The sequence below is a fragment of the Nocardia sp. NPDC127526 genome, from assembly GCF_042672265.1.
Classification (GTDB): Bacteria; Actinomycetota; Actinomycetes; order Mycobacteriales; family Mycobacteriaceae; genus Nocardia.
On sequence record NZ_JBHXVO010000008.1, the window covers coordinates 1 to 22403 of the forward strand.

General features: G+C 68.3%; 24 protein-coding genes and 1 rRNA gene. 7 read left to right on the plus strand and 18 right to left on the minus strand.

Going from position 1 to position 22403, the window contains the following annotated elements:
* Positions 1 to 85 (minus strand): 16S ribosomal RNA (locus ACFVIV_RS16185); the annotation flags it as partial.
* Between the two features lie 517 nt (positions 86 to 602).
* Here ACFVIV_RS16185 and ACFVIV_RS16190 point away from each other — a divergent pair.
* Positions 603 to 881, plus strand: coding sequence for a hypothetical protein (locus ACFVIV_RS16190; protein WP_379196888.1), 279 nt, complete (start codon positions 603 to 605; stop codon positions 879 to 881).
* Positions 882 to 895: 14 nt separating this feature from the next.
* On the opposite strand, the gene ACFVIV_RS16195 is transcribed toward ACFVIV_RS16190, so the two are convergent.
* Genes ACFVIV_RS16195 through ACFVIV_RS16205 form a run of 3 tightly spaced genes read right to left on the minus strand, consistent with a single transcriptional unit; the run spans position 896 to position 3437 of the window.
* A complete protein-coding gene (locus ACFVIV_RS16195) occupies positions 896 to 1711 on the minus strand; it encodes a methyltransferase domain-containing protein (RefSeq protein ID WP_379196890.1) in 816 nt (271 codons plus the stop codon).
* Complete coding sequence (locus ACFVIV_RS16200) at positions 1708 to 3009, minus strand: RNA polymerase sigma factor (RefSeq protein WP_379196892.1); 1302 nt, start codon at positions 3007 to 3009, stop codon at positions 1708 to 1710. The genes ACFVIV_RS16195 and ACFVIV_RS16200 overlap by 4 nt, the downstream gene beginning before the upstream one ends.
* A gap of 8 nt (positions 3010 to 3017) precedes the next feature.
* The gene (locus ACFVIV_RS16205; protein WP_379196894.1) at positions 3018 to 3437 is read right to left on the minus strand and encodes a YciI family protein; all 420 of its coding nucleotides are present in this window, start codon (positions 3435 to 3437) and stop codon (positions 3018 to 3020) included.
* Between the two features lie 193 nt (positions 3438 to 3630).
* Here ACFVIV_RS16205 and ACFVIV_RS16210 point away from each other — a divergent pair, with 193 nt between their 5' ends.
* Positions 3631 to 4050: a VOC family protein gene (locus ACFVIV_RS16210; RefSeq protein ID WP_379196896.1), complete on the plus strand. Its 420-nt coding sequence runs from the start codon at positions 3631 to 3633 to the stop codon at positions 4048 to 4050.
* Here ACFVIV_RS16210 and ACFVIV_RS16215 read toward each other — a convergent pair.
* Entirely contained in the window at positions 4035 to 4970 is a 936-nt protein-coding gene (locus ACFVIV_RS16215; protein WP_379196898.1) for an NAD-dependent epimerase/dehydratase family protein, read from the minus strand. The genes ACFVIV_RS16210 and ACFVIV_RS16215 overlap by 16 nt on opposite strands.
* A gap of 151 nt (positions 4971 to 5121) precedes the next feature.
* Here ACFVIV_RS16215 and ACFVIV_RS16220 point away from each other — a divergent pair, with 151 nt between their 5' ends.
* Positions 5122 to 5835: a TetR/AcrR family transcriptional regulator gene (locus ACFVIV_RS16220; protein WP_379196900.1), complete on the plus strand. Its 714-nt coding sequence runs from the start codon at positions 5122 to 5124 to the stop codon at positions 5833 to 5835.
* Positions 5836 to 5889: 54 nt separating this feature from the next.
* Here ACFVIV_RS16220 and ACFVIV_RS16225 read toward each other — a convergent pair whose 3' ends face one another.
* The 12 genes from ACFVIV_RS16225 to ACFVIV_RS16280 all read right to left on the minus strand — a co-directional run bounded on the left by ACFVIV_RS16225 (position 5890) and on the right by ACFVIV_RS16280 (position 17976).
* A complete protein-coding gene (locus tag ACFVIV_RS16225) occupies positions 5890 to 6321 on the minus strand; it encodes a DUF4189 domain-containing protein (RefSeq protein WP_379196901.1) in 432 nt (143 codons plus the stop codon).
* Between the two features lie 202 nt (positions 6322 to 6523).
* A complete protein-coding gene (groL, locus tag ACFVIV_RS16230) occupies positions 6524 to 8146 on the minus strand; it encodes a chaperonin GroEL (protein WP_379196903.1) in 1623 nt (540 codons plus the stop codon).
* A gap of 814 nt (positions 8147 to 8960) precedes the next feature.
* Positions 8961 to 9260 (minus strand): hypothetical protein, encoded by a 300-nt coding sequence (locus ACFVIV_RS16235; protein ID WP_379196905.1) that lies wholly within the window; start codon positions 9258 to 9260, stop codon positions 8961 to 8963.
* 53 nt (positions 9261 to 9313) lie between these two features.
* On the minus strand, positions 9314 to 10054 hold the full coding sequence (locus ACFVIV_RS16240) for a Clp protease N-terminal domain-containing protein (protein ID WP_379196907.1): 741 nt from the start codon (positions 10052 to 10054) through the stop codon (positions 9314 to 9316).
* Between the two features lie 96 nt (positions 10055 to 10150).
* Complete coding sequence (locus tag ACFVIV_RS16245; RefSeq protein WP_379196909.1) at positions 10151 to 11236, minus strand: NAD(P)/FAD-dependent oxidoreductase; 1086 nt, start codon at positions 11234 to 11236, stop codon at positions 10151 to 10153.
* A 93-nt stretch (positions 11237 to 11329) separates the two neighbouring features.
* The gene (locus tag ACFVIV_RS16250) at positions 11330 to 12223 is read right to left on the minus strand and encodes an RNA polymerase sigma-70 factor (RefSeq protein WP_379196911.1); all 894 of its coding nucleotides are present in this window, start codon (positions 12221 to 12223) and stop codon (positions 11330 to 11332) included.
* A 158-nt stretch (positions 12224 to 12381) separates the two neighbouring features.
* Positions 12382 to 12810, minus strand: coding sequence for a hypothetical protein (locus ACFVIV_RS16255; RefSeq protein WP_379196913.1), 429 nt, complete (start codon positions 12808 to 12810; stop codon positions 12382 to 12384).
* Between the two features lie 180 nt (positions 12811 to 12990).
* Positions 12991 to 13968, minus strand: coding sequence for a helix-turn-helix domain-containing protein (locus ACFVIV_RS16260; protein ID WP_379196915.1), 978 nt, complete (start codon positions 13966 to 13968; stop codon positions 12991 to 12993).
* A gap of 255 nt (positions 13969 to 14223) precedes the next feature.
* Positions 14224 to 14577 carry a UBP-type zinc finger domain-containing protein gene (locus ACFVIV_RS16265; protein ID WP_379196917.1) on the minus strand — a complete coding sequence of 118 codons (354 nt, stop codon included), beginning with the start codon at positions 14575 to 14577 and terminating at the stop codon, positions 14224 to 14226.
* Between the two features lie 15 nt (positions 14578 to 14592).
* Positions 14593 to 16059 (minus strand): ATP-binding protein, encoded by a 1467-nt coding sequence (locus tag ACFVIV_RS16270; protein WP_379196919.1) that lies wholly within the window; start codon positions 16057 to 16059, stop codon positions 14593 to 14595.
* 7 nt (positions 16060 to 16066) lie between these two features.
* Positions 16067 to 17740 (minus strand): FAD-dependent oxidoreductase, encoded by a 1674-nt coding sequence (locus tag ACFVIV_RS16275; protein ID WP_379196921.1) that lies wholly within the window; start codon positions 17738 to 17740, stop codon positions 16067 to 16069.
* 53 nt (positions 17741 to 17793) lie between these two features.
* The gene (locus ACFVIV_RS16280) at positions 17794 to 17976 is read right to left on the minus strand and encodes a hypothetical protein (RefSeq protein ID WP_379196923.1); all 183 of its coding nucleotides are present in this window, start codon (positions 17974 to 17976) and stop codon (positions 17794 to 17796) included.
* Between the two features lie 181 nt (positions 17977 to 18157).
* Between ACFVIV_RS16280 and ACFVIV_RS16285 the strand changes: the two genes are divergently transcribed.
* Both ACFVIV_RS16285 and ACFVIV_RS16290 read left to right on the plus strand, forming a co-directional pair.
* Positions 18158 to 18607 carry an SRPBCC family protein gene (locus ACFVIV_RS16285; RefSeq protein WP_379196925.1) on the plus strand — a complete coding sequence of 150 codons (450 nt, stop codon included), beginning with the start codon at positions 18158 to 18160 and terminating at the stop codon, positions 18605 to 18607.
* A 48-nt stretch (positions 18608 to 18655) separates the two neighbouring features.
* The gene (locus tag ACFVIV_RS16290) at positions 18656 to 19357 is read left to right on the plus strand and encodes an SIMPL domain-containing protein (RefSeq protein ID WP_379196927.1); all 702 of its coding nucleotides are present in this window, start codon (positions 18656 to 18658) and stop codon (positions 19355 to 19357) included.
* 7 nt (positions 19358 to 19364) lie between these two features.
* Here ACFVIV_RS16290 and ACFVIV_RS16295 read toward each other — a convergent pair whose 3' ends face one another.
* A complete protein-coding gene (locus tag ACFVIV_RS16295; protein WP_379196929.1) occupies positions 19365 to 20393 on the minus strand; it encodes a beta-ketoacyl-ACP synthase III in 1029 nt (342 codons plus the stop codon).
* A 286-nt stretch (positions 20394 to 20679) separates the two neighbouring features.
* On the opposite strand from ACFVIV_RS16295, the gene ACFVIV_RS16300 reads away from it, so the two are divergent.
* On the plus strand, positions 20680 to 21396 hold the full coding sequence (locus tag ACFVIV_RS16300) for a phosphatidylserine decarboxylase (RefSeq protein ID WP_379197425.1): 717 nt from the start codon (positions 20680 to 20682) through the stop codon (positions 21394 to 21396).
* Positions 21393 to 22289: a CDP-diacylglycerol--serine O-phosphatidyltransferase gene (gene pssA, locus ACFVIV_RS16305; RefSeq protein ID WP_379196931.1), complete on the plus strand. Its 897-nt coding sequence runs from the start codon at positions 21393 to 21395 to the stop codon at positions 22287 to 22289. The genes ACFVIV_RS16300 and pssA overlap by 4 nt, the downstream gene beginning before the upstream one ends.
* The last annotated feature ends 114 nt before the right edge of the window (positions 22290 to 22403 follow it).

Here is a 22403-nt window from a genome sequence, read left to right on the forward strand (position 1 = left end):
ACCCCGAAGGGCCTTACCGCTCGACTTGCATGTGTTAAGCACGCCGCCAGCGTTCGTCCTGAGCCAGGATCAAACTCTCCGTTGAAGACTCTCGATTTCCTCCGAAGAGGCAATCAGAAAAATCACGTGAGTCCGAAAACCCAGCAAGATAACGCCAGCCGGAAATTAGCTGACTAAAAATGTCCGACCCTCACACGGGGGGTGAAAGGCCGGAACCAAATTAAATATTTGGCACTGACATTCATCGACACACTATTGAGTTCTCAAAGAACACACGCACAAACGATCTCCCGGGCTCTTTGTCCCGCTCGATCGTGAGGCAACTTTTACAGCTTAGCTCGCCAGTCGCAGCAGAACCAAATCCGCTGGTCAGGTGAAGCTAGTGTGATCATCAGGCGCTCCTCGTCCAACCTCGTTTCCCAGGCCCTCGGGGCTCCGGGTCGGTGTCCGTGTCGCTCTGACCTGGAATAAGTTACGTGTTGCCCCGAAGCGATGTCAAATCGCCTGGTCAGAGGCCCGAATTGCGCGGTTAGTACCAAGTGGTCTCGTAGCTGGCGGGTCAAACTCTTGAAAGCGGACGCCCGGCGTACGACCTTGGTTGTGTGTACGTCTGCGATTGGTCGATCACGAGCGCCCTCGTCGACGAGTTCGCGGAACGACTACCCGGCCCGCACGACACCTGGCGCGTCAGCTGGCTCCCCGGCCGCCTTCTCAGCAAAGCCGAGGCCATGGCCGCCATCGAATTGGTGGAACTCCTCTACGACCCCACCTACCCCAATGACGCCGACACCCAGGCGACCATCGCCGAGTCCGCCGCCCGCCTCGGCATCCGCCCCATCGATGCCGCCGTCACCCTGTCCGAACGCCACCCCCACCCCTGACGCGCGGCCGGCGACTAGCCCTCCAGATGTCCCAGCACCGCGAACATGGTGACGGACATATGGAAGTCGCCGGAGCGCACGCCGGCTTCGAGGTCCGCGAACAGCTGCTCGGCCTGCGCGGCCGTGATGACGCCCGCGGCGACGGCGGTCTCGGTGAACATCCGCTCCATCGGCAGCACGGCCTCCGGATCCCAGATCAGGGCCTGCGAACCGATGTCGTCGATGACGAATCCGGCCCGCACCAGCAGACCGCGCAACAACCGTCCCGACCCGGGATTGGTGCTGCGCGCCAGGGCGTCCGCGTCCAGAGCGGCCACCACCTGGGGATCCCCGGGATGGGTGATGGCGGTGTACCAGTCACTGTCGATCAGCACCACCCGCCCGCCCGGGCGCAGAATGCGGGCTATCTCCGCGGTCGCCGCCGCCGGATCATCCAGGTGCTGGTAGACGCGTTCACAGCGCACCGCGTCGAAACTGTTGTCCTCGAACGGCATCCGGTACACGCTCGCCTCGGTGAACTCGGCGTCCACCCCGATCTCGGCGGCCCGGGCCCGCGCGACCGCGAGCATGGCGGGATTCGGGTCCACACCGACCGCCGATCCGGCCGCGCCCACCCGACGTGCGAATTCGAACACCTCCGACCCGGTTCCGGACCCGATATCCAGCGCCCGCTCACCCGTGCGCACCGCCAGCGCCTGCTGCGCCCACTCCCGCAACCGCCGGATACCGGGCAGGGCGGCCTGCATATCGAGCACCTCGACCAGCTGGTCGATGGCCGTCGGCTCGATCTGGTCGGAACGGAAGGAGGGCATATGGTTCGAATCCGTCATCGGCTTCCTCTCTGCTCACTCTCGTCGAGGTCGGCGAGCTTGCGGCGCAACAGCCCGCGCTCGCGCTCGTTTCCGCAGCTGTCGATCGCGCGCTTCAATTCGTCGCGGGCCTCGGCGGTCCGGCCGAGCCGGATGAGCAGTTCGCCGCGCACGGTCGGGAGCAGATGCGACTTCGCCAGCGCGCCCGCCGCCACCAGATCGTCGGCAATGGCCAAGGCGGCGGCCGGGCCCTGCGCCATGGCGACCGCGGCGGCGCGATTGAGCTCCACGATCGGGGATGGCGCGAGCCGGCCCAGCGCCTCGTAGATGAGGACTATGCGCTCCCAGTTCGTGTCCGCCACCGAGCGCGCCACCGCATGGCATTCGGCGATCGCCGCCTGCAACCCGTAGGCGCCCAGCCCGCGGCCCAGTTGCTCGGCGCGCGCGAGAGCGGCGCGGCCACGGCGGATCTCGGCGTGATTCCAGCGGCGGCGGTCCTGGTCCTCGAGCAGGACCGGGTCGCCGTTCGGGGCGGTGCGCGCCGGAAAACGGGCGGCCGTGAGATCGAGCAGCGCCGAAAGTCCGTGCGCCTCGGGCTCGTTCGGGACGAGATGGGTGAGCACCCGCGCCAGGCGCTGGGCTTCCCCCGCGAGGTCGAAACGGATCAGGTCATCGCCGGAGGTGGCGGAGGAACCCTCGGTGAAGATCAAGTAGATGACGCTCAGGACCGAACCCAGGCGTTCGGTGCGCTCCGCCGCCGATGGCAGTTCGAACCGGACGCGGGCGGCGGCGAGTGTTTTCTTAGCCCGGGTGATGCGGGCCTGGACGGTGGCGGTCGGAACCAGGAACGCCTTGGCGATCTCGTCGCTGGTGAGGCCGCCCACCACGCGCAGGGTCAGCGCCACCCGGGCTTCGCGGGACAGCACCGGGTGGCAGGAGATGAACATCAGGGCGAGCACGTCGTCGTCGATCCGATCGGGATCCCAGAGCACGTCGCCGGACGGTTCGGCGGGCGCGCCGCCGGTCACGGCGCCGCCCTCGCCCAAGTCGCGGGCGAGGACGGCATAGCGCTCGTCGAGCGCGGAGCGGCGGCGGAAGGCGTCGATGGCGCGGCGGCGGCCGACCGTCAGCAACCAGCCGGCCGGATTGCGCGGCACGCCTTCGCGCGGCCACGTCACCAGCGCCTCCGCCAGCGCTTCCTGGGCGAGATCCTCGGCCAGCGCGAAATCGCCGGTATAGCGCGCCAGCGCACCGACGATGCGCGCGGATTCGATCCGCCAGATGGCGGCTACGGCCTCACGCCCGGTGGGATCGCCCATCGGCCGGCTCAGAGCTGACCGGTCTGCTCACGCCACTTGCGTTCCTTCTGAACCCACTCGTTGTCCTGCGGAAATTCGTCGATGGTGGGGACGCGGCGAATCTCGGTCTTGACGCCGGGCCGGGTCATGGGCAGGCGTTTGGCCCACTCCACGGCCTCTTCCTTCGAGGCCAGATTCAGCAGGTAGAAGCCGCCGAACAATTCCTTCGTCTCGCCGTACGGCCCGTCGGTGACAATCGGCGGCTCGGCGGAGTAGTCGACGACCACGCCCTCGCTCGCATCATCGAGACCCTCCGCGGCGAGCAGCACGCCCGCCCGCATCAACTCGTCGTTGAACTGCCCCATCGCGTTCAGCATCTCGTCGAAGTCGATGTCCTGCATCGACTTCATCGCCTCGTCGGTCGCGCGAAAGATCAGCATGTATTTCATGGTGGTGTCTCCTCGGTTGTCCGGGTCCCTCTCGACCCTCTCACCACTGGGTCGAACGGGGAGCGGCATCGATCGACACGACCGTCAGAATTTTCTTCCAGTTTTTCGAACCGACCGAGCGAACCGATTAGTTTCGCCGGTACCGGGCGTCTGCATCGATGTCCCCGGCGACCCGAACCAGAGAGATAGGCCCATGAGCAGCACCGACTTCACCCTCACCCACGTCTCGATCCTGGTCGACGATCAGGACAAGGCGGTCGAGTTCTACCGCGATGTCATCGGCTTCGAGGTACGGCAGGATATTCCGTTCCTCCCCGAGGCCCGCTGGCTGACCGTCGGCCCGGCCGCGCAGCCCGGCCCGGAGATCCTGCTGGAGACCCCGGCCATGAACCCGTCCGCCGAGGCGAGCGCGGCGGCCCGGACCCGCCTCGACAGCCGGGCCCAGGGCACCCTCATCTTCAGCGTTCCCGATGTGACCGCGCTGTTCGAGCGCCTCCAGAGCGCCGGCGCCGAGGTCGAGCAGCCGCTCATCGACCAGCCCTACGGCGTGCGCGACTGCGGCTTCGCCGACCCCTGGGGCAACCACCTGCGCTTCGCTCAGCCCTTGGGCTGACCGGCGCGGCGGTCCTGCACCATGGCCAGGACCGCCTGTTCGGTCGGCGTGGGCTCGATACCGAAATGCGCGATCGCCGCGGCGGAGTCGAGCACGAAGGGCCGGTCGAACTGGTAGCGCAGCTCGCGGATCTCCTTCGCGTCCGCATTGAACAGACCCGCCACCCACAGCAGGGCGTAGGGCATCCGGCTCACCCGCGCCGGCGGTGCGCCCGCGACGGACGCGACCAGCTCGGCCAGGGCGCGCATCGACATGGGCGGCGGGGTCGGCACATGCCACGGCCGGCCCCACGCGGTGTCATCGGCGGCGGCCGCGACCAGGGTGCACGCCACATCGTCGATGGCGGTCCAGCTGTGCGCCGCATCCGGATCGGCGGGCACCATGGCCTTCTTCCCGGCGAGCAGCGCGGGCAAGGCCATGGCGGTGAACGTCGAATTCGCGCCCGCCCCGAGGTAATCCGAGCCGCGCACCTCGACGGTGCGGATGCGGCCCGCCCGATGCGCGGCCAAGGCCGAATTCCACATCTCGGCCCGCACCCGCCCCTTCACCGAATTGGGCTGCAGCGGATGCGATTCGTCGACCGGCCCGTCGAATTCGCCGTAGCCGTACAGGTTTCCGACGGTCGCGAGCACCGCGCCGGTCTTCTCCGCCGCCGTCACGCAGGCCGCGGCCAGCGGCGGGAAGTCCGTGACCCAGTTCTTGTAGGGCATCCCCGCGCACTGGTAGAGCGCGGTCGCGCCATCGGCGTGCCCGATCAGCGTGGGCGCGTCCGTCGCGTCGGCGGCGACCAATTCGATGGCGGGATGCTCGGGACCGGTACCGCGGCGGGTCAGCAGGCGAACCCGCTCGCCCCGGTCGGCCAGCAGGCGGGCGGCGGCCGTGCCGACCGGGCCGGCTCCGATAACGATATGCAGGGACATGGCGTCCTCGATCCTGTGTTGTGCTCCGATGCGAGAACACTGTTCTCGCGATGGATTCAACGGTAGACCCGCGCCGCAGCGGCGTCAAGAACGATGTTCTCGCAATGACGCACTGTTCTCGAAACGGGCGAATGTTCTCTATACTGCGACCATGTCCGGACCGTCACTCCGCGCCCGCGTGCGCGCCGAAATGATCGAGGAGATCAAGGCCGCCGCCCGCAAACGGCTGGCCGTGGACGGACCCGCTCTCTCGCTGCGCGGCGTGGCCCGGGACATGGGCATCGTCGCCTCGGCCCTCTACCGGTACTTCCCGAGCCGCGACGACCTGCTCACCGCACTGCTGCTGGAGGGATACGAGAACCTCGGCGCGGCCGCGACCACCGCCGCCACCGCCCGCCCCGCATCCGATCACCGCGGCCGCTGGCTCGCGGTGTGCACCGCCGTCCGCGACTGGGCCATCGCCCACCCCGCCGAATACGGCCTGCTGTACGGCAGCCCGGTGCCCGGATACCGAGCGCCGCAGGACACCGTCGCACCCGCCGCGACCGTCGTCCTGCTGCTCGCCGATATCGCCACCGCCGCCGCCCTCGACGGCCGGCTGACGCCCCCGCCCCTGCCCTCGCCGCTCCCCGCCCCCGTCCGGGCGGACCTGCGCACGCTCATCGAACAGCGCCCCACCGCCGCACCGGCCGACCTCCCCGAGGAAACACTCGACCGCGTATTCGCCGCCTGGACACAGCTTTTCGGCCTGATCACCTTCGAGATCTTCGGCCGACTCGAAGGCACGGTCACCGCCCGCGCCGAATACTTCGATCACCACATGAACCTCATGGCCGACCTCATCGGCCTGCCCGCCCAGCCCTGAAAACGCCGCGGCCCGGCCCACCCCGGGGTGGGCCGGGCCGTGATCGGCCGACGCTCAGCTCGCGTAGCCGCTGCACTCCGAATCCAGCAGTTTGGCCTCACTGGCCGCCGCGCTCATGGTCGCGGGCCGCGGCGGGCCGAACGCGGCGATCGCCGCGCGCTCCGCATCGGCGCGGGTCGGGCCCACGGCCGTGGCGTAGCGGCCGTCGCGCTTCGCCAGCGCCACACACTCATCCACGAAACGCGCGATGACCGAGCAGTTCGAGTAGCCGCACTCGTCGACCGCGTCCCAGTCGGCTTCCTCCTGCGACGGGTAGTTCCAGGTGACGCCCCATACGGCCCCCTCCGGAGTGTTCGTCGCGAGGGCGAGCGAGCCGTAGTAGCGACCGTCCGGCCCGGGTTCGGCCGCTGCCGTTCCCGCCCCGCCGGTGACCGCCACCGCCGAGACGACCGCGAGACCCAATACCACCTTGCGCAGTGCAAACATCTGAATTTCTCCCCATCAGAACGGTTCCGGATCCGAAACCGGTTCCGATCTTGGCGGAACCCACCGACAAGTTCCACCAGAAATACTGCGCCCCAAGGACATCGACCGATTCACCGACCGATTCACCCCCGAAACGCCGAAGACCGGCCCACCCGAAGGTGAGCCGGTCCCCGGTTCGAAACAGGTTGCCGGAAGGCAGGACTCAGAAGTCCATGCCGCCCATGCCGCCGGTCGGGTCGCCCGCGGGGGCGGCCTTCTCCGGCTTGTCGGCGACGACGGCCTCGGTGGTGAGGAACAGCGCCGCGATGGAGGCGGCGTTCTGCAGCGCCGAGCGGGTGACCTTGACCGGGTCGGCAACGCCGGCGGCCAGCAGGTCGACGTACTCGCCCGAGTCGGCGTTCAGGCCGTGGCCGGCCGGAAGGTTCGAGACCTTCTCGGCGACGACGCCCGGCTCCAGGCCGGCGTTGAAGGCGATCTGCTTCAACGGAGCCGAGAGCGCGACGCGGACGATGTTCGCGCCGGTGGCCTCGTCACCGGTGAGGGACAGCTCGTCCAGGGCCGGAGCCGACTGCAGCAGGGCCACGCCGCCACCGGCGACGATGCCCTCCTCGACGGCGGCCTTGGCGTTGCGCACGGCATCCTCGATGCGGTGCTTGCGCTCCTTGAGCTCGACCTCGGTCGCGGCGCCGGCCTTGATGACCGCAACACCGCCGGCCAGCTTGGCCAGGCGCTCCTGCAGCTTCTCGCGGTCGTAGTCCGAGTCCGAGTTCTCGATCTCGGTGCGGATCTGCGCGACGCGGCCCTTGATGGCCTCGGCGTCGCCCGCGCCCTCGACGATGGTGGTCTCGTCCTTGGTGACGACGACCTTGCGGGCCTGGCCCAGCAGCTCCAGACCGGCGGTCTCCAGGGAGAGGCCGACCTCTTCGCTGATGACCTCGCCACCGGTCAGGATGGCGATATCGGCCAGCATGGCCTTGCGGCGGTCACCGAAGCCCGGGGCCTTCACGGCGATGGACTTGAAGGTGCCGCGGATCTTGTTCACGACCAGGGTCGACAGGGCCTCGCCCTCGACGTCCTCGGCGATGATCAGCAGCGGCTTGCCGGCCTGGATGACCTTCTCCAGCAGCGGCAGCAGGTCCTTGACGGTCGAGATCTTCGAGCCGACCAGCAGGATGTACGGATCCTCGAGGACCGCTTCCTGACGCTCCGGGTCGGTCACGAAGTAGCCCGAGATGTAGCCCTTGTCGAAGCGCATGCCCTCGGTCAGCTCCAGCTGGAGACCGAAGGTGTTGCTCTCCTCGACGGTGATGACGCCTTCCTTGCCGACCTTGTCCATGGCCTCGGCGATGAGCTCACCGATGGACGAGTCGCCGGCCGAGATGCCCGCGGTAGCAGCGATCTGCTCCTTGGTCTCGACCTCCTTGGCGGTGGCGAGGAGCTTGGTGGTGACGGCCTCGACGGCCTTCTCGATGCCGCGCTTCAGGCCCAGCGGGTTGGCGCCGGCCGCGACATTGCGCAGGCCCTCGCGAACCAGAGCCTGGGCGAGCACGGTGGCGGTGGTGGTGCCGTCACCCGCGACGTCGTCGGTCTTCTTCGCAACTTCCTTGACGAGCTCCGCGCCGATCTTCTCGTACGGGTCCTCGAGCTCGATTTCCTTGGCGATGGAGACGCCGTCGTTGGTGATGGTGGGGGCGCCCCACTTCTTCTCCAGCACGACATTGCGGCCCTTGGGGCCCAGGGTCACCTTGACAGCGTCGGCGAGGCTGTTCAGACCGCGCTCGAGACCGCGGCGAGCCTCTTCGTCGTACGCAATTGTCTTGGCCATTGCGTTGAGATCCTCCAGATCAGGGGATTGACACGATCTGGCCAGGCTCGGTGCCCGCGACGGACGACCTTGATTGGCCTCACCGTCCCGACCTAGCACTCACGGGTATGGAGTGCCAAAGCCATTTCTAGCACTCAGCACTCCCGAGTGCAAGGTTGGGGGCTCCGCCCCCAAACCCCCGGAAGAGGAAAACGGGGGCTAAGCCCCCGAACCCCCTTAGGGCTGCGCCCACCAGATCCCCCGGGACTACGCCCCACCAGAGCCCCAGGGCTGCGCTCACCGGATCCCCAGGCTATGCCCGCCAGATCCCCAGGCTGCGCCCGTCGGGCCCCAAGGCCGCGCCCGCCAGGCCCCCACTGCGTGCCCGCCAGATCCCCAGGGCTGTTGCCCGCCGGGCCCCAAGGCTGTGCCCGCCAGGCCCCCACTGCGTGCCCGCCAAGCCTGCGGACTGCGCCCGTCAGATCTCTGGGCCGTGCCTGCCGGACCTCCGCGCTATACCCCAGACGCTGAGCTATGCCCGCCGGACGTCGGGGCTCTGTCCGCCGAATCCCTGGCTGTTGCCCACCAGAGCTCTTGGGCTGCGCTCGCTCGACTGCCACCAGAGTCCTTGGGCCGCACCCGGCCGACTGCCACCAGAGCTCTTGGGCCGCACCCGGCCGACTGCCACCAGAGCTCCTGGGCCGCACCCGCTCGACTGCCACCAGAGTCCTTGGGCTGCGCCCGGCCGACTGCCACCGGAGTTTTCGGGCTGCGCTCGCTCGGCTCGGGCGGGGTTTCAGGGGCTTGCCCCTGAGAGTTTCGAGAGTTGTGGGATTTACATGACGAGGCGGTCGTCTACTCGGAGGAGGAGGGCTATCAGGGCGTCGGTGCGGCGTTCTTCGGGGGTGCGGGGTTCGCCGTGGTCTATGTCGACCAGGGCGGCGTCCTGGAGGAGGAGTTCGGCTTCTATGCGCATGATGGCGCGGATGAACGGCGGCGCCAGGTCGGGCGGTAGGTCGCCGTTCACTATGTAGCCGCCGTCCGGGGTGTCTTCGGTTGAGACATAGGAGAGGGCACGCAGCAGGTCGGCGCGTCTTTCCCCCGCAACTAGGTCGGAACCCTCGTCGTCCGCCATTGCTCCATGGTATCCGGCGCGGGGGCCGAAGCTGGGGAACTGGACGGCCGGTATTACTTCGCGTCGGATGGGCCGGGGGTTATCGAGGCCAGCAGGGCTGCTACGTCGGCGGAGATGGTGTCCTTGTCGAGGCCCAGACCGGAGAGGACGCCGGTGCCGTTTTCCTGGTCGAGGAGGGCGAGCAGGAGATGTTCGGTGCCGATGTAGTTGTGGCCGAGGCGGAGGGCCTCGCGGAAGGTGAGTTCCAGGGCCTTCTTGGCCTCGGCGTCGAAGGGGATCATGGCGGGGAGTTCGCCGTCGGCGGCGGCGGGCAGGGCGGCGGTGGCGACGCGGCGGACGGCGTCGACGCCGATGCCCTTGGCGGTGACGATGTGCACGGCGAGGGAATCCGGATCGCGCAGCATGCCGAGAATCAGGTGGGCGGTGGTGATCTCGGCATTGCCGGCGTCGCGGGCCTCCTCTTGCGCGGCCACCACGGTGGCGCGGGCCCGGGGGGTGAAGCGGGCGAAACCGGCGTTCGGGTCGAGCGCGGCGGCGTCACCGGCATCGACGGGCGACTTGGGGACGAAGCGCTTCTGGGCGGCCTGCTTGGTGACGCCCATGCTGCCGCCGATATCGGTCCAGGAGGCGCCGGAGCGGCGGGCCTGGTCGACGAAGTGGCCGATCAGGTGGTCGGCGAGTTCGCCGAGATGGTTGGCGGCGACCACGGCGTCGGAGAGTTGTTCCAGGACGTTGTCGGGGCGGGCCTTCTTGATGCCGTTGATCAGGTCATCGAGGCGGAAAGGGTTTGTCACGCGTCAACGTTAGGTTGACCATCTGTCGATAGTCAACCATTCATTGACGATTTCGCTGTGAGCAGATCGGGCTGTTCACACTCGACGGCCCGCCGCTCAGGGACGCGCCGCCTTACCCGCGCCGCGCACGACCAGCTCCTTGAACCTGGCCGCGGTGCGACCGGTCAACACGGTGCGGGCCGGGGCGTCATCGGCGCGCACGAACTGGATGACGCCATCGGCGCGGCCGAGGCTGAGGCACTGGATGACATAGCGGAACCGCCGCGGCGCGGGCTGCTTGCCGCGCAAGCGGGCGGCGATCGCGGTGGCCGCGTACGTGCCCGCGGGCAGCGCGGTCGCGCAGGCCATGCGCAGCTCGCGATCGCCGGGACCGGCCATGGTCGCCGCATCGCCGACCGCATAGATCTCCGGATGCGAGCGGGACCGCAGTTCATCGTCGACGAGGACACGACCGTGCGCGTTCACGGCCAGGCCGGAGTCGGCGGCCACCGGCGGAACCGCGAAACCGGTTGTCCACAGCACGATGTCGGCCGGGATCCGGTCGCCGCCGGCCAGTTCGACGCCGTCGGCGAGAACTTCGACGACCTTCGCACCGGAGTGCACCTCGACGCCCAGCCGGTCGAGGACCGCGCGAATGTGACCGCGCGCCTTGTCCGAGAGCCAGGCGCCCGGCTCCTCCGCGCTCAGCAGCAGCACGGTGAGATCCGGTCGGGCCTCGGCCAATTCGGCGGCGGTCTCGATTCCGGTGGAGCCGCCGCCCACCACGGCCACCCGTCCGGAGAGCGGCGGCAGGCCGCGCACATCCTCGGGAGTCGCCACCGTGCAGGCGAATTCGGCCACGCCGGGCACGCCGTCGGCCTGCCCGAAACTGCCGAGCGCGTAGATCAGCGAATCGTAGGAGACGGACCCGTCCCCCTCCAGTTCCACGCGCCGCGCCGCCGGATCGATCCGGGTCACCCGCGCCCGCACGAATTCGATTCCCTTGCGCTCCAGCAGTTCCCGCAGATCCCAGCGCGGAATCCGCTGCCCGGCCAGCTCCTGGTGCAACCGCACCCGCTCGACCAGCTCGGCCCGCGTGTCGATCACCGTGACCCGCGCCCCGCGCACGCGTGCCGCCCGCTTCGCGGCCGACAGTCCGGCGTATCCGGCGCCCAAGACGACGATCCGATGTTCTCCGGTCATGAGGGTGACTTCCTTTCGGTGGTCCGACACCCTCTAGACGGGATGGTCTCCGGATCCATGACGGATCCCGAGGTGTGCTGTGTCACAACCGGTTCAGCGGCTGGCGGCCTTGTCCGCATTGCTGAAGAAGGCCAGCTTGTCGGGGTTCAGGACCAGGTGCACGCCCGCGACCTTGTCACCGAGGAAGTCGACGGTGGCGATGCCGAAGACGGCTCCGAAGGTCCGGACCACCAGGGCGACGGCCCCGTTCACCTCCTCGACGGCGAGCTCCATGCCGGGCACCTCCTGCGCGAACAGACCGGCCACGTAGCGGGCGACCCGGGCCGGCCCCACGATCGGGCGGCGCGCCGCGGTGACCTTGCCGCCGCCGTCGGCCGTGGACACGATATCGGCGGTGAACATGGCCTCGAGCGAGGCCAGATCGCCGGAAGCCGCGGCGGCCAGGAACTTTTCGAACAGCTCGCGGGCGTGCGCCGGGGCCGGATCGAACCGCGGCCGATCCTCGCGAACGCGCTGGGTGGCGCGGCGATAGAGCTGCTGGGAATTCGCCTCGGTGAGATCGAGCATGTCGGCGATCTCGCGGTGGGCGTAGCCGAAGGCCTCGCGCAGCACGAACACCGCGCGTTCGGCGGGAGTCAGCCGCTCCAGCAGCGTGAGGAAGGCCAGCGACACCATTTCGCGCTGCTCGGCCGATTCCAGCGGGCCGAGTTCTCCCGCGGCCGTGGGCACCGGTTCGGGCAGCCACGGCCCGACATAGGTCTCGCGTCGCGCGCGGGCCGAATCCAGCCAGGTACGACACAAATTCACCAGAATGGTGGTCAACCACGCTTCCGCGGACCGGATTTCGCCGCGCAGCGTCGCATCCCACCGCAGGTACGTCTCCTGCACCGCATCCTCGGCCTCCCCGGCGGATCCGAGCATGCGATACGCGAGCGCGAACAGCCGAGGGCGATGCCGCTGGAATTCGATCAGCCCGTCGGCGTCCATCCGTCCACCCGTCCTCGCACTTCGCAACCGTTTTCCGACGATACGCCTGCGCGACGCGCGGACAGCGGTGACTATCCACACGCGCATTACGGTGCGCGCCACCCCTTATGAGGTGCCAACAACTCTCTAACGGAGATCGGGCGGGAAGTGTTTCGGGATTACTTGGGGGCGACGCGGATTGCCACGGCCACCGGGGTCTGGGTGTAGGCGTCGGCGAGGCAGGCCAGCTTGGCGGTGCCGAGGGCCACATTGGGGCTGCCTTCGAGGATGGAGCCCGGATTGGCGGCGAGGATCTGGTCGATGACGGTCTTCTCGGTGGCGTCGTCGAGGTCCCGGAATTCGCCACAGGTGGTCTGCGCGCCATTGGGCGCGGTCGTCTTCTTGGTCACCGGCGACACCGGGGCCTCGGCGGGCGGCTCGATCGGCGCGGCAGCCGTGGTGGTGGGCCGGGGGTCGGTTAGTCGGGCCGTCGTCGTCGCGGTGTTCGAGTTCTGGCCGGTCGCGGTGGTGGAACCGTCCTGCCCGCATCCGGCGAGCGCCAACGCCATCGCGCCTGCCGTGAGGGCGACGATCGAAATCCTCTTCATACCCTGCTTTCCGAGCTTCCGGGAGTGCCTGCGCGCCGAGCCGCCCGGCGCTCGCAGCAGCGTACCCGGACTCGGTGATTCACGCGGCGATAGTTCGCACACGCAAACGTCGAGCAGTTGACGGCGGGCACAGTGTCCACGCCGCATCGAAATGCATGCTCGCCGCGCCGAGTCAGATGCTCACTCCCGCTCGGCCACTGTGGGCGGCCGCGCGACCGACGCCTGGCGCCAGTCGCGCGGCCGCATTCCATAGGCGGCGCGGAAGCGGCGCGCGAAGTGCGATGGATCCTGGAAGCCCCATTTGCCCGCGATCGCCGAGATGGAGCGACGGCTGTTCTCCGGGCGGGCCAGCTCGCGACGAACCTGTTCCAGTCGTTCCTGGATGATCCACTGCTCGAGCCGGAGATCGGCACTGCCGCAGAGCTTGTACAGGTAACGCACCGATACGTTGTGTGCCCGTGCAATCATCGGCGCGCCCAACCGCGGGTCCGACAGGTTATCGCGTATGAACTGCCGAATCCGAGTCAAGAGGATCTCGCTCGGTACGGCAGCGCCGTCGCAATTGTCCGAGCCGGCGGCCGATGCCATCAGCGCACGCACCAGCTCCACACACGCACTGCCGATTTCCCGCGCCGCGGGGTCGCCTGCGACCTGGTCGGCCATTGCCGTCAGCTCGGAGATATGACCGGTCACCAGCCGATAGAGCGGGCTGGCCTGCGGTCTGGCGGCGCCGATGCGGATCATCTGCGAAGGTATCGCCAACTGATCCAGTGGCACCATGAGCAGGGCATGCTCACCCGCACCGTGCCAGTCGACCTCATACGGCACATTGAAGTCCATGACGAACAGCGCCCCTTGGCGGATGGTCTCGCGCACATCGCCGAACTGGCGACGCATCGTGCCCGTTTGCCGCACCGCCACCGCCAAGATCGGCGATGGCGCTCGACGCACCTGCCGCATGGTGCGCATGAAATGCAGACCGGTGGCGCGAATCCGGTAGATCCCGGCGGTGCCAAGGTCCCAGAGATCGACGCGCGCCTCGAGCCGGTCATCCGTGGGCACGACGTGCTGGGGCACCGATACCATCCGCACGGTCTCTTCCATGGCATCGGCGCGCAGATCGGGGTCGACAGCGTCGGTATCGAGTACTACGACCATGCCACGCCTCCGCAGGGTACCCGCACGACCGCCCCCAAGGGATCGATGCACTGAGGAGCCCGAGTCGTGCACGCTCAGTCCATTGTGCGCGTACCGGGTCACCTATGTTATCGAAACCGGTGCTCTCACAGACCAATCCGAATACCGGGTACCTGTCCGCACGCTGGCAGCGGCGCTGGATACCCGAGTCTGCCCGCCGTGCGGGCCGGCAAAGACGCCGAGCCCGTGCGGCGGGTGGCTCGGCGGCCGGGCGACTCAGTGAAGACGGCTCTGCCAATCCGCCGGCACCCGGTCGCGCGGGCCGGGAACGGTCTGGTCGAGCGGGTGATGGCGGGGCGGCTCGAGTTCGGGACCGCCGTCGTACATCTCGTCGGTCTCGTAGTTCCAGAACCAGTCCTCACCGGGTTCGAAGCTCTGCACGAACGGGTGACCGGTGTTCTTGAAATGCTTGGTGGCGTGCTGCGACGGCGAGGTGTCGCAGCAGCCGACGTGACCGCACTGCGCGCACCGGCGCAGGTGCACCCACCACCCTTGCGCCGCTTCGCATTCCACACAGCCCGGCCCGCTGGGCGCCATGGTGGTGTCGATTCCCGGAATCTGCTGCGACATCGAATGCCTCCCGTATCAGCTTGCGGTGCTTGTGGTTTGCAGTTCCTCGGCGAGCTCCGGGCTCTCCAGCGGCAGCCGGACGATGAAACGGGTGTTGCCCGGCTCGGATTCGACCCGGATATCGCCGTGGTGCTTGTTCACCACGATGCGGAAGGAGATGTCCAGGCCCAGCCCGGTGCCCTCGCCGACCGGTTTGGTGGTGAAGAACGGCTCGAAGATGCGGTGCCGCAACTCGTCCGGGACACCCGGCCCGGTATCGCCGATTTCCACTGCGGCGCAACCGTTCTCGCGATAGGTGCGGACGGTGAGGGTGCCGCGCCCGGCCATGGCCGCAATGGCATTGTCGATCAGGTTGGTCCACACCTGATTCAGCTCCGCCGCGAAGCACGGCACCGGCGGCAGCGCGTGGTCGTACTCCTTGACCACCTCCACCTCGTCGCCGATCTTGCGGCCCAGCATGACCAGCGTGCTGTCCAGCAACTCGTGGATATCGACCACCTGGAACGGCGCCCGATCCATCTGCGAGTACTGCTTGGCCGCATTCACCAGCGAGGAGATGCGCGTGGTGGAATCGGCGATCTCGTTCATGAGCAGCTCGGTCTCGACCGTGTAGTTGAGCCAGCGGATCGCGCCCTCGAAAACGCCCTGGCCGCAACCGGACAGCGTGCCGTGAATCCGCTCCAGCCAGTCGATGTCGAATCCGGCCTGCACGAAATTCGGCGCCAGATCCCAGCCATTGGCGATGTCGTGGCTCTCCAGCCAGTCGCCGAACTCGTCCTCCCGGTCGGCGGCCTCGAGCGAGGTCAGCGTCGGCGCCTTGCCGACCTGTTCGGCCGCCTCCTCCTGCAGGGCCACCAGCTTCTCGAGCGTCTTGGAGTCGAATTTGCCGTGCGCCATCATCTTCAGCTTGTGCCGCATGCCGGCCACCCGTTCGCGCAGCGAGTCGGTGGCGCGCACCGCGGCGGCGGCCGGATTGTTGAGCTCGTGGGTGAGGCCCGCCGACAGCGAGCCCAGCGCCACCAGCCGCTCGCGCTGCCCGATGATCTCGTTGGCATTGCGGTTGCCGAAGAACACGCCTTCGAGCAGGTGCAGCGCCATCGGGAACCAGGTCTGCACCATGCGCGCGAAGGTCCCGGCGTCCAGCACGAAGAACTTCGACGGCCGGGTCACATAGAACGATCCGGTGTAGTTCTGGTCGACCTTGTCGCCCATATAGGCCGTCCACGCGCCCGCGTAGGACCCGTGATGGTCGGTGCGGACGAGTTCGATCTCCTCGCCGCCGGACATCTTGGTCAGCCGGACCTCGCCGTCCATGAGCACGTAGAAGCAGGTGGCCGGATCGCCCTCGCGGAAGACCAGTCCCGGCTCGAAGTTCTCGACCCGCCCGTCGCGGCACAGCCAGGCCAGCTGCTCGTCGTCGAGCTTCTCGAACAGGAACAGCTCGCGCAGTTCCTCGGGGTTGCAGATCAATTGGGTACCCACGGCACTCCTACTGTTTCGCCAGATAGCGATGAACGAGCATGACGGCCATCGCGCCTTCGCCGACCGCGGACGCCACCCGCTTCGCCGATTCCGACCGTACGTCGCCGGCCACGAACACACCGGGAACGCTGGTCTCCAGATGTTGCGGCGGCCGCGGCAGCTCCCAGCCGGCGGGCCGGTCGCCGTCCACCATGAGGTCGGGCCCGGCCAGCACGTATCCGGCCTCGTCGCGTGTCACCAGGCCGTCGAGCCACTCGGTTTCCGGCGCGGCGCCGATGAACAGGAACAGCCGTTCCGCGTCCACCTTCTCCTCGACGCCGGTGTCATTGTCGCGCAGCACGATCCGCTCCAGATGATCGTCGCCGTCGACGGCGATCACCTCGGTGCGGGTGTGCAGCTTGATATTCGGAATCTGCTCGATCTGCTGAATCAGATAGTGCGACATGGAATCTTCCAGCGAGCCCGCCCGCACCAGAATGTGCACGGTGCGCGCGTGCCGCGACAGGTACACCGCCGCCTGCCCCGCCGAATTCGCGCCGCCCACAATGTAGACGTCGCGATCCGAGCAGTCGGCGGCCTCGGTCATGGCCGAGCCGTAATACACGCCGCGGCCGGTGAAATCGTCCACGCCCGGCGCCGGATGACGCCGGTAGTTGACGCCGGTGGCGATCAGCACCGAATGCGCCGCAATGGATCCGCCGTCGGCGAATTTCACCACGCGCGCCGAGCCGCACGCCTCCAGCGCCACCACTTCCCGCGCCGTGATCAATTCCGCGCCGAATTTCACGGCCTGCCGCCGCGCCCGGTCCGCCAGCTGCGCACCGGACAAGCCGTCCGGGAAGCCCAGGTAGTTCTCGATGCGCGAACTCTGCCCGGCCTGGCCGCCGGTGGCGGTGCGCTCCACCAGCACGGTCCGCAAGCCCTCCGACGCGCCGTAAACCGCCGCGCCGAGACCGGCCGGGCCGCCGCCCACCACGATGAGGTCGTAGAAATCGCCGGACGGGTCGGTGGACAGGCCCACCGCGCTGGCCAACTCCGCGTCCGAGGGCCCGATCAGCACCTCACCCGACGGATTGATGATCACCGGGCACTGGTCCTCGGTGGCGCCCGCGGCCGTCAGCAGTCGCGCGCCCTCCGGCTCGTCGAACTGATACCAGCGGTAGGGCAGCTGATTGCGCGCCAGGAATTCCCGGACCTCCGAACAGCGCGCCGACCAGCGATGCCCGACCACCTTGGTCTCGGTCACCGGCCGCTGCGGATCGCTGCGCCAGGCATCGAGCAGCGCGTCGATCACCGGATACAGCTTCTCCTCCGGCGGATCCCACGGCTTGAGCAGGTAATGGTCCAGATCGACCACATTGATGGCCTCGATGGCGGCATTGGTGTCGGCGTAGGCGGTGAGCAGCACCCGCCGGGCATGGGGATGCAGGTCCATGGCCTGCTCCAGGAATTCGACGCCGTTCATATTCGGCATCCGGTAGTCCGCGATGAGCACTGCCACCGGTTGACCACGCAGTTTCATCTCGCGCAGGGCGTCGAGCGCGTCCGCACCCGATTCGGCCCGCAAGATCCGGTACTCCGCGCCGTAGCGGCGGCGCAGGTCGCGGACCACGGCGCGGGAGACGCCGGGATCGTCGTCGACACTGAGGATGGCCGGCTTGGCGGCGGTTGCTGAGGTCACCCAAGAAGTATGCGGGGGGCCGTCAAACCCGCTGAAGAGCAGTTCACCATCGGCTAAATCCGATGATGCTGAACCAGATCCAGCTCGTTCGGAGTGAGCAGTCGTTCCAATCGTTCCTCGAGCGCGCCATTGGCCTTGCGTTTGGCCCCCTTGGCCGGCCCCGGCGCGATAGTCTCCTCGGCGGGGAGGAGCGGGACCGTCTTGGTCCTACGATGCAGGAGCGAGCGCAGTTTCACGGCCGATCACCTCACGTTTCCCATTCGGAAGCTCGTGGCTGTGTCGTTGCTTCGTCTATCCCATATTGTGCGCCGCCCATTACATTCGCCGGTCTTGCAACACCGGAATGTGATCTAGTTGATTTTCAGTGTTCGAACTAGGATTCGTGGTACCGATCGTCACACTCTTGGAGGGGCAGCGTTGCCGAAGAATCTCGAAGCCACCATCGATATCGCCGCGGCGCCCGACCAGGTCTGGAAGGTGGTCTCCGACCTCAAGCGGATGCCCGAATTCAGCCCGCAGTGCATCCGCATGCAGCCGCTCGGGGCCGTGAAGACCGGTACCTGGACCATCAACTTCAATCGGGACGGCCGCAAGGTCTGGCCGACCACCTCGCGCGTGGTGCGGTTCGAGCCGAATACCGCGATCGCCTTCCGCGTGAATGACAACCGGACCATCTGGAGCTTCACCCTCGAACCCACCGAGGGCGGCACCCGGCTCATCCAGCGCCGCGACTGCCCCAATGGCACCAGCTGGATCTCGCGCAAGGCCATCGAGGCCGCGCTCGGCGGCGAGGAGCCGTTCGAGAAGGCTCTGCTGCAGGGCATGAACGAAACCCTCGGCAAGATCAAGGCCACCGTCGAACGATGATCTGCGTGTTTCCCGGTGGCCGGGCGGCCGGGGCCGTAGGTTCGCAGCATGCGACGACTTACAGGTATCTGCGCCGCGGCCGCCGGGACCGCGCTGCTGTTGACCGGTTGCGGTAGCTCCGATTCCGATGGCGGCGCCCGCACGGTCACCGTGGTCGGCACCGGCAAGGTGCAGGGCGCGCCCGATGTGCTCAATGCCGACCTCAGCGCGGATGTGACCGCCCCCGATGTGTCCGCCGCCGTGGACGGCGCGAATGCCAAGGCCAAGGCCATGACCGACGCCATGGTCGGGGCCGGGGCCAAGCGGGAGGACATTCGCACCAGCGATCTGTCGGTGCAGCCCGAGTACGGGCCCGAAGGGCGGACCATCACCGGTTATCGGGCCACCAACTCGGTGCACGTCGCCATCCGGGAGCTGCCGAAGGCCTCGGCGGTGCTGGACGCGGCCGTCAAGGCGGGCGGCAATGAAACCCGCATCGGCTCGGTGTCGTTCGGGCTCGAGGACAATACGAAGCTGCTGTCCGATGCCCGCGCCCGCGCGTTCGAGGACGCCAAATCCCGGGCCCAGCAATACGCCGACCTGTCCGGGCTCGGGCTGAAGAGCGTCCAGACCATTTCCGAGGACAGCAGCGGCGACTGGCCGTCGCCGCTGACGCGCGAGAACGCGCCCAGCGGCGCGGCCGATTTCAGCCTCGAACCCGGCCAGCAGACGGTGACCTTCACCGTCACCGTCGTCTGGGAGATCGGCTGATCACCGCCTATTTCCAGTTCGGCAGGGTCACCACCTGCGCCGCGTAGGACAGCCCGGCGCCGAAGGCGATGAGCAGCGCGGCGCCGCCGGGTTTGGCATCGCCCTTGCGCAGCAGTGCTTCCATGGCCAAGGGGATCGAGGCGGCCGAGGTATTGCCGGTCTCCTCGATGTCATTGGCGAGCGCGCAGTTGTCGGGCAGCTTCAGCACCCGGGCCATGATCTCGATGATCCGGCCATTGGCCTGATGCGGGACCATGGCGTCCAGATCGCCGGGGGTGAGGCCGGCGCGTTCGATGGCGTCGCGGCACACCTTCTCCAGCGAGTGTGCGGCCCAGCGGAATACGGCCGTGCCCTCCATGGCGAGGTACGGGCGGACCGCGTCCAGGCCCTTGTCGTCGATCTCGCGGAAGAAGTCCATCCAGTCCTTGTCCTGGCGGATGGCGTGATGCTGGGTGCCGTCCGAACCCCACACGGTGGGGCCGATGCCGGGCTCCTCGGAGGGGCCGACCACCACCGCGCCCGCGCCGTCGGCGAACAGGAAGGCGGTGCCGCGGTCCTTGGGATTGACGGCGTCGGTGAGCTTTTCGACCCCGATGACCAGTACGTGCCGGGCGGTGCCGCCCTTGACCAGGTCCGAGGCCAGCGCCAGGGCGTGGCAGAAACCGGCGCAGCCGGCGGAGATGTCGAAGGCGGCGGGATGGTTCAGGCCCAGTTCGCCGGCGACCTGCGGCGCGGCGGCCGGGGTGAGCAGCAGCCAGGTGGAGGTGGCGACGATGACGCAGTCGATCTCGCCCGGTTCCAGTTCGGCGGCCTCGATGGCATCGCGGGCGGCCGCGACGCTCATGCTCAGGATGGTCTCCTCGTCCGAGGCGAAGCGGCGGGTATGGATTCCGGATCGGGTGCGAATCCACTCGTCGCTGGACTCGATCGGTCCGGCCACCTCCTCATTGGTGACTATGCGGGCCGGGCGGTACACGCCGAGCCCGAGGATTGCGGTGTGCTCTACCCCGCTGATCGAGGCAATTCGAGCAGCCATGGTGCTTCTCCTATGTACTGCGCGTCGAACGTGACCTTCATCGGGCCCTCACCCCCCGCGGAACAGCCGACACCGCAGACATGAGGCCCCCTCATATTAATTGAGGCAGCCTCTCATGTGTGTGCGTATGCTCACAATCGAGGGGTATTGCCAGGCCGATCACCCTCATTTCATATGCCGAGAACGCGAGCGCCGCACCACGTTCCCGTATCGTTTGAACGCGGTCCCCCCGGTCAACTTGAAACAGGGTCTCGACCGCACCTATCCGCGCATGAAAGAGGAGCTTGTGGCCCGCCGTCCCACCCCGCCCGGCACTCCCGAAGCCACCGGACTCGCCCACGTGGCCGATCTGGTTCGCACCGCCATTCCGCCGCTGCACCCGGCCGGCCTGCCGTTCGTGGCGGCGCCGCTGGCCGTCGCCGTGGTCGGCGTCCGGCACAAGTGGATCCGCCGCGCGGGACTGTTCGCGGCCGCGGCCTGCGCCGCCTTCTTCCGGCATCCGCACCGGGTGCCGCCGAACCGGCCGGGCGTGGTGGTCTCCCCCGCCGACGGGGAGGTCGCGCTGGTCGACACCGCGGTGCCGCCCGCCGAGCTGGGCCTGGGCGAGGCGCCGCTGCCGCGGGTGAGCATCTTCCTGTCGGTGCTGGACGTACACGTGCAGCGGGTGCCGGTGAGCGGCGCGGTGACGGAGATCGTCTACAAGAAGGGCGAATTCCTTTCCGCCGACCTGCCCGAGGCCAGTGACGCCAATGAGCGCAACACCATGGTGCTGGAGACCGAGTCCGGGCAGCGGCTCGCGGTCGTGCAGATCGCCGGGCTGCTGGCGCGCCGGATTGTGTGCGAGGCCAAGGTGGGCGACAAGCTCACCATCGGCGACACCTACGGCCTGATCCGGTTCGGTTCCCGCGTGGACACCTACTTCCCGGCCGGGACCAAGCCGCTGGTGTATCCGGGCCAGCGCACCATCGGCGGGGAAACGGTGCTGGCCGAACTGGATTCATGATGGAACAACTCGCGCCCGCACCGGTCGTGCGCCGCCGGAACCGCACGGTCCGGCTGCTGCCCAGCATGGTCACCATTCTCGGGCTGTGCTCCGGGCTGTCGGCGGTCAAGTTCGCCATGGAGGGCAAGCTCGGAGTGGCGCTCGCCCTGGTGGGCGCGGCCGCCATTTTCGACATGCTGGACGGTCGCATCGCCCGCATGCTGGATGCCACCACCAAGATGGGCGCGGAACTGGATTCGCTCTCCGACGCCATCGCCTTCGGCGTCGCGCCCGCCCTGGTGCTGTACGTGACCTACCTGCACGCCGACAGCGTCGGCTGGATCGTGGCGCTCATGTTCGCGGTCTGCATGGTGCTGCGGCTGGCCCGGTTCAACACGCTGCTGGACGACGACAATGTGCCGGACTGGCAGCGGGAGTACTTCGTCGGCGTGCCCGCGCCCGCCGGGGCGCTGATCGTGCTGCTGCCGCTCGCGCTGGGCGAGCAGTTCGGCGACGGCTGGTGGGTGAGCGTCGCGGCGGTGTCGGTGTGGACGGTGTTCACCGGGCTGCTGTGCGTGAGCACGCTGCCGACGCAGGCCATCAAGGCCGTGTCGGTGGCGCCGCGGACCGCGCCGGTGCTGCTGGTGCTGGTGGCGCTGGCCGCCGCACTGCTGGTCACCTACCCGCTGATCCTGATGATCGCGCTGGTGGTGCTGTACCTGGGGCATATCCCGTTCGCGGTGCGGTCGGCCCGCTGGGTCGCGGCCCGGCCGGAGACCTGGCATCACAAGCCCGCCGAGCGACGGGCGCAGCGCCGGGCCCAGCGGCAGCGGCGGTTGCCCCGGCCCATGGGCCGGGTGGGCCGGGTTTCCTCGGCCCGCCTGCGGCTGCGCCGGCCCGGCAGCAAGGTCTGACAGGGCACGATCGGCTTCACCCTCGCACCCCCGGCAGCGGTCCGTACCGACGCCGGGGGTGCGAGGTTTTGAAGGTCGGGTCAGCACCGCTCGACAGACGGCAGAATTGAACGC

Coding starts and splice junctions, on each gene's coding strand:
- ACFVIV_RS16195 (WP_379196890.1), bottom strand. CDS start 1,711: ATGACGGATTCGAACCATATGCCCTCCTTCCGTTCCGACCAGATCGAG.
- ACFVIV_RS16200 (WP_379196892.1), bottom strand. CDS start 3,009: ATGGGCGATCCCACCGGGCGTGAGGCCGTAGCCGCCATCTGGCGGATC.
- ACFVIV_RS16205 (WP_379196894.1), bottom strand. CDS start 3,437: ATGAAATACATGCTGATCTTTCGCGCGACCGACGAGGCGATGAAGTCG.
- ACFVIV_RS16210 (WP_379196896.1), top strand. CDS start 3,631: ATGAGCAGCACCGACTTCACCCTCACCCACGTCTCGATCCTGGTCGAC.
- ACFVIV_RS16215 (WP_379196898.1), bottom strand. CDS start 4,970: ATGTCCCTGCATATCGTTATCGGAGCCGGCCCGGTCGGCACGGCCGCC.
- ACFVIV_RS16220 (WP_379196900.1), top strand. CDS start 5,122: ATGTCCGGACCGTCACTCCGCGCCCGCGTGCGCGCCGAAATGATCGAG.
- ACFVIV_RS16225 (WP_379196901.1), bottom strand. CDS start 6,321: ATGTTTGCACTGCGCAAGGTGGTATTGGGTCTCGCGGTCGTCTCGGCG.
- groL (WP_379196903.1), bottom strand. CDS start 8,146: ATGGCCAAGACAATTGCGTACGACGAAGAGGCTCGCCGCGGTCTCGAG.
- ACFVIV_RS16235 (WP_379196905.1), bottom strand. CDS start 9,260: ATGGCGGACGACGAGGGTTCCGACCTAGTTGCGGGGGAAAGACGCGCC.
- ACFVIV_RS16245 (WP_379196909.1), bottom strand. CDS start 11,236: ATGACCGGAGAACATCGGATCGTCGTCTTGGGCGCCGGATACGCCGGA.
- ACFVIV_RS16250 (WP_379196911.1), bottom strand. CDS start 12,223: ATGGACGCCGACGGGCTGATCGAATTCCAGCGGCATCGCCCTCGGCTG.
- ACFVIV_RS16255 (WP_379196913.1), bottom strand. CDS start 12,810: ATGAAGAGGATTTCGATCGTCGCCCTCACGGCAGGCGCGATGGCGTTG.
- ACFVIV_RS16260 (WP_379196915.1), bottom strand. CDS start 13,968: ATGGTCGTAGTACTCGATACCGACGCTGTCGACCCCGATCTGCGCGCC.
- ACFVIV_RS16265 (WP_379196917.1), bottom strand. CDS start 14,577: ATGTCGCAGCAGATTCCGGGAATCGACACCACCATGGCGCCCAGCGGG.
- ACFVIV_RS16290 (WP_379196927.1), top strand. CDS start 18,656: ATGCGACGACTTACAGGTATCTGCGCCGCGGCCGCCGGGACCGCGCTG.
- ACFVIV_RS16295 (WP_379196929.1), bottom strand. CDS start 20,393: ATGGCTGCTCGAATTGCCTCGATCAGCGGGGTAGAGCACACCGCAATC.
- pssA (WP_379196931.1), top strand. CDS start 21,393: ATGATGGAACAACTCGCGCCCGCACCGGTCGTGCGCCGCCGGAACCGC.